Here is a 12,135-nt window from a genome sequence, read left to right as displayed (position 1 = left end):
CGAATTATATGATGCCCTCTAGGCTAACGCCGTGAACGTTATAGGCTACGAACCATAGACTATTATCAGGGTTATTCAATTGAGGAGGTTATTTATGGATACAAATGCAAATTTACATCAACAGGTCAGTTGGAATTGTATGAACAAATACGTTGGTATTACAACGACTGACGGTCAGTCCTTTGATGGCTTTATTGCCCATGTAGATCAAAACTATGTTACTCTTGCGGTTCCAAGCAACGAAATGGTAGAACGTTTAAACGGAATGCCTACACACGAATCGGCGTATAGACAATTTGGCTTCCGGCCTGGCTTTTTCCCAAGACGTCGCTTCTTTCCACGACGCATCCCATTTTTCGGTATAAGCGATATATTTCTACTCCCGTTCTTTATTTGAGACGGTGAGAGGGGATGTTAGGGGCATCCCCTTTTCTTATTGTTTTTAAGACTATGTAAACTATCATCCCTACAGATTGTAAAAAAAGAATTGCCATCCTACTCTATCGTATGGTATTATGAAATTCGTCGCAGGACGGTAGCTCAGCGGGAGAGCACTATCTTGACAGGGTAGGGGTCATGGGTTCGAACCCCATCCGTCCTATATGTAGAAAGCCTTATTGTATAAGGCTTTTTCTTTTTTTTAGGGATAATTCGGAGTATGACATGAGGAGTAAAACTGGTCTTTGGTCAAGATTTGGTCAAGAATAGTTTTTTAAAATTGTTTTGCAGGTGAGAATGTGCTCTTTTAACGGAATTAACTACTAGGAAAAATCAAATTCAAATAGATAAAAAAGCCGACCTATGGTCGGCTTCTATGTTTTATTCATTGCAGCGGCTTTAATTGTTCGAATCTCAATCTGATAACTGTGAATACAACAATAATTTCTAACCTCATAGTCTCACCTCACGCTTGCATGAGTTACCTGATAAGGTGATTTTTATTTCTATTCTATAAGCTTGGAAGCGGTGAGAAGCTCTCCCTCACTTTCAAGGTAGCGTAACATTCTTTCAATGTCGTCGATTTCGTAACTTCTAACGATAATCATATGCGGAATATGTAATCCTGGTGGATCTATGTTTGGTCGTGAAAGGCTATTATGCAACCTTTCTGGTGTGTATAAAATACTCCACCGCTTGCTGCCATCTACAAGCATTAAGGTGATCTCTACCCAATTCCACTCATTCGAAGAACATTGAACTTTATCATCAAATTTCCAGTTAAGTAAAGACATTTCATCCCCCTCCAAAGTCAGTCAATCAAGAGATCATTCTCTAGTATATTTATTAACCTCTCGATCGCCGTTAGTTTAATCCCGAAATGCTCTTATTAACTGAGGTCGAACAGCCTAAGCGTTGATATATTATGTTATATGAAAGAAATCACCCTCCGATGAATCTTACAAATTGTGTTTCCATGCTTTTAAGAACATTATTGATACCATTTTTATTGTTGCAAGCCTTGAAATAACTTCATCAATTTCCTCAATGTTTACGTTTGCTAATCCATGAGCAATATTATTTCTAGTCAAGTAGTTCTGATCTATCCACTGATTATTGCCTCTAATCATCAATGGCCAATCCTGGCATTCGCCCCAAACTGATATAAATGATTCCCAAATCTGTGATTTCGAACCGTTCTTTGCTCTTTCAGTTCTAGGGTGATACTTAGAAGTCACTATTTCTATTGAATTCCACAATGCGAGAAATGAATCAAAAGCATCTTCAGAAGTAATGCCTTTTCTATACCAGCCATACGCTTTCAGAAAAGTTGGATGGTGTTGCGAAAGAGATAGTGCTTCTTCAAAAGCCCTTATAAATTCTTGCCGTTCTATGTATCTCTTTACGTTACTATTTCTTGAAAATTGGATAAATACCTCATTTCATTTCTTTCATATAACGTATTATTCACGAGAGGTTCGTAAAAACTCTATTTCGAAATCTATTCGAGAAACAATTAAACTATCCTGCCCGTCGTTGAACAAATAAAAAACGGCTGCCGAAGCAACCCTATTCCACTATCGTTCTCCGTTAGTCATACATGCAGCGCAAGCGCCGCACCACAGATGATGGAAGAAAATGCGTTCTTCCATGGGAGTTGAACAAACTACTCCCAGTAAGGAGTACCACTAAAGAGAAATTCTTCTTTATTTACATATAACTTAAATTCCCGACTTGCTAATTTACTAATGTGACTGGGTAACCACTCATTTGATTCAGGCAACCCAAGCCAAAAATTCATTGTTTCGAGTTGGGCTGCTACAAAGAAGCCTTCCAATTGTTGAACATAGTTATGAGGCAGGTCGAATTGTTTTGCGTATGATTCTAGTAACTGGCTTCTGAACGCTGGGTGGATATAAGAAAGTGTCCAACCTAAATCGAATAAATAATATCCGAACCCGCAAGCTCCAAAATCAATGGCTCTAGCTACTTGTTCATGAAACACAAAATTACTTGGAATCAAATCTGCGTGAATTATCCCCCAATTGTCAGGTGTTCTTTCTATGTCGTTCATCATTAAAATTGCACACTCTCCGGCCAATTGCAGAATTTCCACATCATTTTTATTGAGCTCACCACCGTTAGCAAGCTGTTTGAGCTTTTCTAATGATTGTGAAATTCTAGAATTATCAAAGGACGGTCGAGTAAATGATGACGGAATTTTCCAAAAAGATGATTGTTTATGAAGCTTTCCGATCAATTCGCCTACGCACTCGGCATCATTGACTGTTGGAACAAATTGTTTTTGCTCACCATCTACCCATTTTACCAATGTACAGTTTATGTCAGCTATCTTAGTAACATATTCACCAATGTTATTTTTTATAGGTGATGGCAACACCAGATCTGTATCATTAGTTAATGATTCCAGCCAAAGCATTTCTGAATGGATGACTTTTTCTTCAGACCAAATACTTTCCATCGAATCATTTTTTGATAGATGTATGCGTAAACTATAGCAGTTACTTTCCTTATCAGTCACTTTATAGATGGTGTTCGCATTTTGGCCAATATGAGCTATTGATTGATAAGTAATTGAATAACAAGTTAATGCTTCTATTGCAATATCCTGAGTATTTAGCACGGTATCTTCCCTCCACTTGAAACAACCGAATAAGGACATCGTACCATAATATTTTCCAATAGTTTGGGAGAGAACTCTTATATTTATATTTTATCCATCATTTAGTTTGTTAAGGTAACCTGCCCGTTAGCCATCCATGCAGCGCAAGATCGGCACTGCACCACAGAGGATGAAAATGGATAATATGACTATACTGTTTGTACGGCTGGCGAAGAAGGTCGACAAGCTATCGTGCCATAAGCCCAACCGTTAGTCTGACTCCGACCACCACGGTGCATCACAGAATGTCGCACCCTATAGGCTTTTTCTTTTGTTTAGGGATATTTATGTTCTGAGTGAAATAAGAATTGGTGCCATTATGGTGCCCTGTAGTAGACTAAAGAAAAAGTGGTGCCGTAATCGGCACCACTTTTTTATCCCTGTAACCATTTAAGAAATACATCCTTGGATACTTTTATCATCTTTCCGACCCGCACCATATCAAAATGACCCGAGTTTAATAGTTCATATTTTTGACGTTCACCTATACCAAGCATTTGTTGGATGTCATAATTGTTCAATCCCCCTTCTCTTCCTCCTTCTCGATACTAGATTTATAACCGTTCTCTTCATCTGGTTCCTGTTGTTCTTCCTGTTCACCGTCTTCTTGTTGTGTCGCTATATCTTCGAACTACGCATTATCTGGATGAACGATTTCAGGAATGTCGATTCCGGCAATCTCCAGTGCTTTCAGCATCCCAAGTCGGAAAATCTCCTCGGCAGTATACCCCCGGAACTCCATGCCTCGCGAATACTCCGTTACCATCTTTTCAACTTGCTCATTCGTTAATTTTTCCATTTTTATCAACCTTTCATATTTGAATTTAGTTACGCCGTATGCGTCTACTGCGACACTGTTCTACTCACACTCAGTCATAATTCTACTTAGTACACCAAGCATTGGGGTTGCTTGATAGCAGAAGATAAGTCCAAGAGGAGAAATTTAAAAACCGCGAAAAGCCTTGTATAATCAAGGATATTCGCGGTTTTTTTGTTTTTTCAAAAACATCGCAAGGGCTCGCACCAAAACCCACAAAGAAGACTTTTTTATACGTTGGAAAGAACTCTGATATTTATTTTGAACGCATCAATAAATATAGGAAGTAAGGCACACTCAGCATTGTTACAATAATCCCTGCGGGAATATCCGACTTAAAGCTGACCGTTCGAGCAATCGTATCCGCTATAAGCAGCAATAGCGCACCAATAAGTGCTGAAGTTGGTAGAAGTACTTTGTAGTCGTGACCTACCAGCTTGCGCGCCACATGCGGACTAATCAATCCAATAAAGAAGATCGAGCCCCCGAGCGCTACACAGCCAGAAGCAATGCCTACAGCCGCAATCGCCAGACGCAAAAATTTCTTCTTTACAGCGACTCCTAATCCTATCGAAATTTCGTTGCCTAGCACTAAGACGTTCAATGTCCTGAAATTGGAAATAATATATGCGAATAACAGCAATACCCAAGGTGCCAGCAAGCTGATATAAGACCACTTGTCCCCCCATAAGTATCCTGCTTGCCAACGCTGCGCAAACTCATACTTCTGGTCATCAAGCTTTAAAGTTAGGAATAACGACAGTGCACTAAACCCCATATTGATCGCAACACCAGTCAAGACAAGTCGTGTAGAAGAAATCATACGACGTTTTCTATAGGCTAGAATATAGATCAGAGCTGCTGCCAGCAGACCACCTAAGAATGCCATAGACGGCAGTAATAATGTTATAGCGGTGCCTTGAATGCTTACCGTTGAGATAATCAGCAACACCATAAGACCTGAACCTGAGCTAGTACCAAGCATGCCGGGATCAGCCAGATCATTGCGCAGCAACGCCTGCATAACTGCACCTGCCAGAGCCATCCCAAATCCAACAAGTATCGCTAATACGATCCGAGGAAGACGAAACTTATAAACAACGAGATTATGTTCCTCTGGACCTTGTCCAAGCAATACTTGAAATACTTCAAGTGGATTGAGGGACACCTTTCCCATATTAAGACTAAGAATAGCTCCTGCAATAAGCAGTATTATGAGAGATAGAATCCATATTGTAGCCTTATGCGATTTAACAACATTCATTTGAAGGCTCTCCTCTCTTTGCTCGCAATTAGCAAGAAGAAAGGAACACCAATCATTGCAAAAATAATGCCCAGTGCTGTCTCTGCCGGACGATTAATCACCCTTCCTGCGATATCCGCTACAACCATAAGTGCGCCGCCGTAAATGGCTGATGCTGGAATAATATAACGATAATCTACACCTACAAAAAAACGCATAATATGCGGAATAATCAACCCTACAAAGCCGATTGGCCCTACAAGTGCAACAGCTACACCCGCTAGTAAAAGGACCGCAAGCGTAGCTATCATCTTAACGAGAACGATCCGTTGCCCGAAGCCTTTCGCGATCTCTTCCCCCAAGTTTAAAACGGTGATAGAGCGTGCAATGAATAGTGACAAAGCCAGTCCACCTAAGAACCAAGGTATAACTAGCCTAATTTCCACCCATGTTGCTCCAGCCACACTTCCCGAAGTCCAATAAGCAAGGGCACGACCAATTCCATAGTTTAATGAGATAAATGACCCCACAGCTCCAAAAAGCATTGTAATTGATATTCCAGCTAGCACCAGTCGTTGAGGTGTCATTCCTGAACGATTCAATGAAGCGGCAAGATATGTTAATCCTGCTCCAAGTCCTGCGCCACTAAAGCTAACCAGCAAGGTAGTTGTCTGCAGTTGCCCTGGAAGGAAAACTAATGTAACGGCCATTGCAAGCGCTGCTCCAGCATTTACTCCCATTAATCCCGAATCGGCTAAGGGATTTCGCGTATAGCCCTGCATAACCGCTCCTGCTACCGCGAGACACATACCCGCAATAATATCAGCAGCTGTACGCGGAATACGAAGGGCATGAATAATCTGATGCTCGGTCAGTTCAGGATCAAAATTAAAAATCGCTGTCCATGCCATCTTCAGGCTCATGGAAGCAGAGCCAAAAGAGATAGAAGCCGCTACTGAAAGCAGCAGCAGCAGTATCCCTAGGAGTAGAAACAGACCGAAATACGATTTCCCTCTTAAATTAGGGATAACAGCTGTGCTATCATCTAGCTTTCTATTTTTTTTCATACGCTGACACTAGCTTCTCAACTACAAAATCTAGCTGCTTATCAAGAGAGTAGATATCGGAATAATATGAAAAATCAAACCCAACTTCGATCAATCTACCTTCTTTGATTGCTGGAATGCTGTTCCAAATGGGGTTGTCCGACAAATCATCAGCCCCATCCCATACAGAGCGGAACACGAAGTCTCCTATATACTCAGGTAACACTTCTAAGGAGACAAACCCTCCAGTAGCCTTCTCCCTGCCATCAATCTTCTTCTGAAGAATCTCTGGTGCTTTTAGTCCTAAATATTCATAAATAATCTGAGAGCCTCTTCCGTAAAGCTTGCTATCGATCACCGCCATCTCTTTTTTACCGCCCTCGATAATGGTTACCGTCTTATCTAAAATTCCAAGTTCATCAAGCTTCTGCTTACTTTTCTCCAACTTCTCGTGGAAATTATCTAATAAAGCTTGTGCCTCCTTCTCCTTGCCAAATACCTCGCCAATCTTCATTATACGTTCGTCCGTCGCCATTTTTTCAAAAGGAATTGGAATAGTCGGTGCAATATCCTTAAGGATTTCGTAAGTTTCTTCAGAAGCAGCTATGATCAAGTCCGGCTTTACTGCCATATTAGCCTCTGGATTAGGCTCATACCATGAACCAAGATCTTCAATACCTCCCAGCTCTTCTGCAAAGGCTGCTCCTTCAAAGACACTTGAAGTACCTACTGGCTTAATGCCGAGGGCAACAAGATCCCCTTGAAGGTATAACACGACTATCCTCTCTGGATTAGCTGGAACGACAATATCTCCCTTTACCGTAGAGATAGTTCTTGTCTGAGCCTCTTTATTGCTATTGTCAGTTACAATTGAATTATTGGCTGATGATGATGTAACTTCAGAAGCTTTGGATCCCTTAGAATTCGTGGCAGTAGAACCAACGTTTGCAGATCCGCATGCACTTAAAAGCAAGGTAAAGCTAAGCAGCATCGCTACAATAAAACTTGATGTCTTTGTTATTCGCATTGGTGAAGACCCTCCGGTTATTTTATTATGATAATAGTATTGATAATGATTATCATATTCAACAACATTATATCGGGAGGATATGTTCTGGCCAATGGAGAATCTGGCGGTGGTAAATGGACGATTCTCCGATGAGCTCACCTGCCTGCTTTCCTTGCGGAATCGGATGGGAGATTGACCATTATATTTACTAAACATACGACTGAAGTAATATACATCGCTATATCCAACTTCTTCTGCAATATCGCGAAGTGGAGCATCGGTACATCGTAATAGCTCTTCTGCATGTTCAAGCCGGTATCGTATCAAATATTCGATCAAGCTGAACCCCGTCTCCCCTTTAAAACGCGTTGATAAATGACGAGGGCTATAATTAAATTGCTCCGCTATAGACTCTAGTGATAAATTGTGACGATAATGCACTTCAATATAACGGACAACCTGTCCAATGACATCCGGTTGCCTAAGGTTATTTCCATCCATTGTAAACTGCTTCAATAATTCATGTATAAACTGATAGAACAAGCCTTTAACTTGAATTCTTTCCAATAAACTTCCTTGTGCCCAGAGTTGTTCCATTGCCATTAGTTGATAGTGAAGTGGCAATGGCTCTAAAGACTCGAAGCCATACTGCATTCGAAATGGATTGCTTCGTTCTAAAAGTCTTGCTAAATCCTTTCTTCCTGGTAAGGAGGCTCTATAGAATAATAGATAGTATTCAAAAATCTTCCCTGCCTCTATGCTTAGTCTCATACCCTTGCCACCATGCACAATAAAATGACGGTCTGTGTCGTAATCTATACCGTTGAGATTCAACCTGGCCGTACCCCGCACACAGTAGATAAATCCACATGCAGGTAATATATAGCCTTGCAGCTTGTCCCCAGGCTCCATCACAGCATGTCTAATATCCAACACTTTAACGGCTGCATAATTCCATGCGGCAATATGATCTTCCAACTTCATCTTGCATTTCACTCCGATCCGTTACGCAATCTATTTAAGTTAATTACATTTTAAACATTGATAATGATTATCAATTAGTATTAGGCAGCTCTTCTATTTTGTCAATCGCTGTTTAGTATCGTGCTTGCTGATAGCTTCGCATGAACTTCGAAAAGTCAAAAATAACTTCGCCATGGATCTATGACCCTAAGCAATTAATAACTAACAACATACAAGCAAAATAAACACCTACTAAAACCAATGTCTAAGGCGTCCCCAACCTTTCCAATAACCTTCTTGGATGACCTCAAATGTTACTTGAAATAAACAGGAACAATCTCTCAACATTGCATCTCCTATAATTTAGCATTAATATAAAATAATAAAACTCACTGAAAATCGTTATTGAGTATCGTTTTGAGGATTATTACATTCTCGCAAACTCACTAAGGAGTAAGAGTGTTTTTTATATGTTATAGGGGGAAACGAATATTGGGACCAATGACTGAGGCTGATGCTCTACGTGAATGGTTTACTCTTTCCGGTACATTGAAAGACATTTATATTATTGAGGTTGACGAGAACAATAAAGTAAGACGCCAGATCGGACCCACAAAGAAGAAAAAGAAATAAGCATTACCTGCAGCAACCTACTATAACTTGATTGAAAAAGAGATAAAACGTAAAAAAGCCCCACCGACCTTTATGAACTGCTCCCCAAAACTTGGACACATGTTATAATAGTCCAGTTGAAACGGGGGCAGTTCTTTTTATATGGTGAAATTTAATGGAAATACAAGGTTGAAAGTGGTCAAGGATGTGCTGGAAAATGGGCTATCAGAGAATGAGGCAGCGCGTAAACATGGAATGAGTCACACCACAGTAAATGAATGGGTTGCTGCATACTCCAAGCATGGTGCTGAGGGGATAGCTGTAAAAAATACCAAGAGGACCTACTCTGGAGAGCAGAAGCAAAGCATCGTCGAAGACATGCGCAATAACCGTTTGAGTTATAAGGCAGCCGCTAAGAAGCATGACGTACCAGACAGATCCGTCCGTAAGTGGGAACAGATATATCTGAAAGAGGGGGCTCCTGGGCTCTATGTGGAGCGTCGAGGTCGTGTTGCCAATAAAGAGGTTCAGATAGAAATAGAACCCCCTACAGGGTCCATAGAAGCGTTAATCAAGGAGAATCAAACCCTGCGAATGGAGCTCGCTTACCTAAAAAAATTGAATGCCTTAGTTCAGGAGAAAAACGCATCACGAACGACGACAAAGCTCATGTAATATACGAGCTAAGGCAGGAATACAACGTGAAAGAGCTTGTCAAAATCGCAGGGATTCCCCGCAGTACCTATTACTATCATGTTAAGACGTGGGAGAAGCCAGACAAATACAGTGAAGTTAAGGCGGAGATGGAACGTCTATTTAATGGTGAACTAAAACGCCGAGCCGGTTATCGCACGTTGACCCGAGAAGTCCGTAAAACAATCCGTGTCAATCATAAAACCGTCCAGCGGTTAATGAAGGAACTTGGACTTCATTGTATGGTTCGTAGGAAAAAGTATCGTTCGTATAAAGGGGAACCCGGAAAGATTGCACCAAATCTCTTGAAAAGAAATTTTAAGGCAGATGCTCCAAATCAGAAGTGGGTAACGGATGTAACTGAGTTCCATCTCTTCGGCAGGAAACTATACCTTTCGCCCATCATGGACCTGTATAACCGGGAAATCATCAGCTACACTCTCTCCCCTAGGCCAACCTTTTCCATGGTTATGGATATGCTCGGAGAGGCGTGCAAGACGCTCCCAGAGGTACATGAGCTCATCCTTCATTCTGATCAAGGATGGCAATACCAACAGAAGCAGTACCAGCACCGCCTTGCGAAAAACGGGATCGCTCAAAGCATGTCCCGAAAGGGGAACTGTCTGGATAATTCCGTCATAGAAAACTTCTTCGGAATCCTAAAAACAGAGCTTTTATATATTCAAACTTTCGAGTCTATGGAAGACTTCATCGAGCAACTTCATGAATACATGCATTATTACAACCACCGAAGAACCAAAGAAAAGCTCCAAGGACTGTCTCCGGTAGAATACCGGCTACAGTCCTTGGAGGCAGCTTAATACACTAAATATCCAAGTTTTTGGGGTCAGTTCATTATAGGTGATGGGGTATTTTATCAACAAAAGAGTCTGTAAAATATATTGTGTAAACTCTCAAACCCATTAAAATGGAAGTAAGAGAAAGGTTGGGGAGAACACATGGGACTTTGGACAAAACAGCAGTTACGGGAATTTATTAAGGAAAACAATTTGGTAAGCGCACAGGATGCGCAGAATGCTCTAAAAGAGCTGTTTGCGGAGACGATTCAGGAGATGCTGGAAGCCGAAATGGATACTCATTTGGGCTATGGAAAGCATGAGGTGAAAGCGAAGCTCACGCCAAACAGCCGTAACGGAAAGAGCCGTAAAACCGTAGTCAGTGAGTATGGTGAGCAGGAAATCGCTATTCCTCGGGATCGGTTGGGCGAGTTTGAGCCCTTGGTCGTCAAGAAGCATCAGTCGAATGTAACGGGCATCGAAGAACAAATTATTGCGCTGTATGCGAAAGGGATTAGCACCCGAGAAATTCAGGACCATTTAGGGCAGATGTATGGTATTGAGGTATCTCCAACGCTCATTTCCAATGTCACGAACAAGATTGTGCCTCTCATTAAAGAATGGCAGAACCGGCCTCTGCAAGGGGTCTATGCCGTCGTCTATTTGGATGCGATCCACTTCAAAGTCAAGCAAGATGGGGCCATTATCAATAAGGCTGCCTACATGGTCATTGGCATTGATCTGGACGGAAACAAAGACGTGCTGGGGATGTGGATTGGTGAGAATGAGTCCTCCAAGTTCTGGCTGAGTGTGCTGAATGAACTGAAGAATCGCGGGGTTCAGGACATTCTCATTATCTGCGTGGATAACCTGTCCGGATTCTCTCAAGCGATTGCCGCCTGCTATCCTCAAACGGAAATCCAGAAGTGTATTATTCACCAAATCCGCAGCTCCACACGGTACGTGTCGTACAAGGATATTAAGAAGGTAACAGCCGACTTAAAGCCTATTTACAAGGCAGCTACCGAGGAAGGTGCCTTGCTTGAACTCGACCGTTTCGAGGAAGTTTGGGGAGCGAAATATCCCCTCATTATCCGTTCCTGGCGGACCAATTGGGACGAACTCGCTACCTTTTTCAAGTACCCGCCTGAGATCCGCAAACTGATTTACACCACCAATATGATTGAGAGTTACCACCGTCAGCTTCGTAAAGTGACGAAGGGAAAAAGCATCTTTCCCACAGATGAGGCGCTACTAAAAATGCTCTATCTGGCCACCGTCGACGTCACTCGGAAATGGACAGGACGTGTCCAAAACTGGGGGCAAATGCTGCTCCAGCTGTCGGTCTTTTTCCCCGATCGGGTCGGTCAACACTTGCGTTAAATTCGCGACTTCCCCCTCGGGGGAATCTGTGCTTAAAAGAGTTTACACAAAATTATTGACAGACCCCAACAAAATGGAAATTTAGTAAGCGAGATTATTAAGAGTACCATCCCAACAATCGAAGACAGAGCCTCCATTTTATCTTTAGTTTTAAAATAGGTAACTCCTCCATTAAAAATCAGAGCTCCACACATCCCTATCATTGTCCAAGACATGATCACTTGATCCTGACCACGGAAAAATAGTATTGCCGGAATGATTGTTGCTGCACTAAATAGAATACCGAACAACCTTAGTGCTTTCAGCAAAAAATCCCCTTCCAAAATATAATGGGCTAATGAATTTGCAGCTTACTCGATATTACAAGAAAAAATGTAGCCAATGGGCCACAAAGCAATGAAATTAAAAACCAGTTTAATCCACTCCTATTCTTACCTTGCGCTAACCCGGC

General features: G+C 41.6%; 12 protein-coding genes and 1 tRNA gene. 5 read left to right on the top strand and 8 right to left on the bottom strand.

Annotated elements, in window-relative coordinates; translation table 11 throughout:
* Positions 1–94: 94 nt before the first annotated feature.
* Positions 95–397 (top strand): hypothetical protein, encoded by a 303-nt coding sequence (locus tag NSU15_RS12205; protein WP_042187286.1) that lies wholly within the window; start codon positions 95–97, stop codon positions 395–397.
* A gap of 132 nt (positions 398–529) precedes the next feature.
* Positions 530–601 (top strand) — tRNA-Val (locus NSU15_RS12200).
* Positions 602–944: 343 nt separating this feature from the next.
* On the opposite strand, the gene NSU15_RS12195 is transcribed toward NSU15_RS12200, so the two are convergent.
* From NSU15_RS12195 to NSU15_RS12160, 8 genes are all read right to left on the bottom strand, one after another.
* Positions 945–1,232, bottom strand: a complete 288-nt coding sequence (locus tag NSU15_RS12195) for a hypothetical protein (protein ID WP_339290603.1) — start codon at positions 1,230–1,232, stop codon at positions 945–947.
* Between the two features lie 165 nt (positions 1,233–1,397).
* On the bottom strand, positions 1,398–1,763 hold the full coding sequence (gene mauJ, locus NSU15_RS12190; protein WP_339291330.1) for a methylamine utilization protein MauJ: 366 nt from the start codon (positions 1,761–1,763) through the stop codon (positions 1,398–1,400).
* A gap of 341 nt (positions 1,764–2,104) precedes the next feature.
* A complete protein-coding gene (locus NSU15_RS12185; protein ID WP_339290601.1) occupies positions 2,105–3,082 on the bottom strand; it encodes a phosphotransferase in 978 nt (325 codons plus the stop codon).
* A 413-nt stretch (positions 3,083–3,495) separates the two neighbouring features.
* Entirely contained in the window at positions 3,496–3,642 is a 147-nt protein-coding gene (locus NSU15_RS12180) for a helix-turn-helix domain-containing protein (protein WP_339290599.1), read from the bottom strand.
* Between the two features lie 110 nt (positions 3,643–3,752).
* Complete coding sequence (locus tag NSU15_RS12175) at positions 3,753–3,920, bottom strand: hypothetical protein (RefSeq protein WP_339290597.1); 168 nt, start codon at positions 3,918–3,920, stop codon at positions 3,753–3,755.
* Positions 3,921–4,194: 274 nt separating this feature from the next.
* A complete protein-coding gene (locus NSU15_RS12170; protein WP_339290595.1) occupies positions 4,195–5,202 on the bottom strand; it encodes an iron ABC transporter permease in 1,008 nt (335 codons plus the stop codon).
* Complete coding sequence (locus NSU15_RS12165; protein ID WP_339290593.1) at positions 5,199–6,248, bottom strand: iron ABC transporter permease; 1,050 nt, start codon at positions 6,246–6,248, stop codon at positions 5,199–5,201. The genes NSU15_RS12170 and NSU15_RS12165 overlap by 4 nt, the downstream gene beginning before the upstream one ends.
* Positions 6,235–8,220: an AraC family transcriptional regulator gene (locus NSU15_RS12160; RefSeq protein WP_339290592.1), complete on the bottom strand. Its 1,986-nt coding sequence runs from the start codon at positions 8,218–8,220 to the stop codon at positions 6,235–6,237. Before NSU15_RS12160 ends, NSU15_RS12165 begins: the two co-directional genes overlap by 14 nt.
* 471 nt (positions 8,221–8,691) lie before the next feature.
* On the opposite strand from NSU15_RS12160, the gene NSU15_RS12155 reads away from it, so the two are divergent.
* The 3 genes from NSU15_RS12155 (at position 8,692) to NSU15_RS12145 (ending at position 11,684) form a co-directional block, all read left to right on the top strand.
* Positions 8,692–8,832: a hypothetical protein gene (locus NSU15_RS12155; protein ID WP_339290591.1), complete on the top strand. Its 141-nt coding sequence runs from the start codon at positions 8,692–8,694 to the stop codon at positions 8,830–8,832.
* 141 nt (positions 8,833–8,973) lie between these two features.
* Positions 8,974–10,325, top strand: a protein-coding gene (locus NSU15_RS12150) for an IS3 family transposase (RefSeq protein ID WP_339287280.1) whose coding sequence is annotated in 2 segments (ribosomal slippage) — positions 8,974–9,430 and positions 9,430–10,325 — 1,353 coding nt in all. Because the reading frame shifts where the segments join, the coding sequence is not laid out codon by codon here.
* 138 nt (positions 10,326–10,463) lie between these two features.
* Positions 10,464–11,684 (top strand): IS256 family transposase, encoded by a 1,221-nt coding sequence (locus NSU15_RS12145; RefSeq protein ID WP_076119303.1) that lies wholly within the window; start codon positions 10,464–10,466, stop codon positions 11,682–11,684.
* The last annotated feature ends 451 nt before the right edge of the window (positions 11,685–12,135 follow it).

Source organism: Paenibacillus sp. FSL E2-0201 (assembly GCF_037963325.1).
GTDB lineage: Bacteria > Bacillota > Bacilli > Paenibacillales > Paenibacillaceae > Paenibacillus_AQ.
Note: the sequence above shows the minus strand (reverse complement) of the source record. Positions and strands in the feature narration are given on the sequence as shown.

What these genes read in the sequence shown, in the direction of transcription:
- NSU15_RS12205 (WP_042187286.1), top strand. Translation starts at nt 95, where the DNA reads ATGGATACAAATGCAAATTTACATCAACAGGTCAGTTGGAATTGTATG.
- NSU15_RS12195 (WP_339290603.1), bottom strand. Translation starts at nt 1,232, where the DNA reads ATGTCTTTACTTAACTGGAAATTTGATGATAAAGTTCAATGTTCTTCG.
- NSU15_RS12175 (WP_339290597.1), bottom strand. Translation starts at nt 3,920, where the DNA reads ATGGAAAAATTAACGAATGAGCAAGTTGAAAAGATGGTAACGGAGTAT.
- NSU15_RS12170 (WP_339290595.1), bottom strand. Translation starts at nt 5,202, where the DNA reads ATGAATGTTGTTAAATCGCATAAGGCTACAATATGGATTCTATCTCTC.
- NSU15_RS12165 (WP_339290593.1), bottom strand. Translation starts at nt 6,248, where the DNA reads ATGAAAAAAAATAGAAAGCTAGATGATAGCACAGCTGTTATCCCTAAT.
- NSU15_RS12160 (WP_339290592.1), bottom strand. Translation starts at nt 8,220, where the DNA reads ATGAAGTTGGAAGATCATATTGCCGCATGGAATTATGCAGCCGTTAAA.
- NSU15_RS12145 (WP_076119303.1), top strand. Translation starts at nt 10,464, where the DNA reads ATGGGACTTTGGACAAAACAGCAGTTACGGGAATTTATTAAGGAAAAC.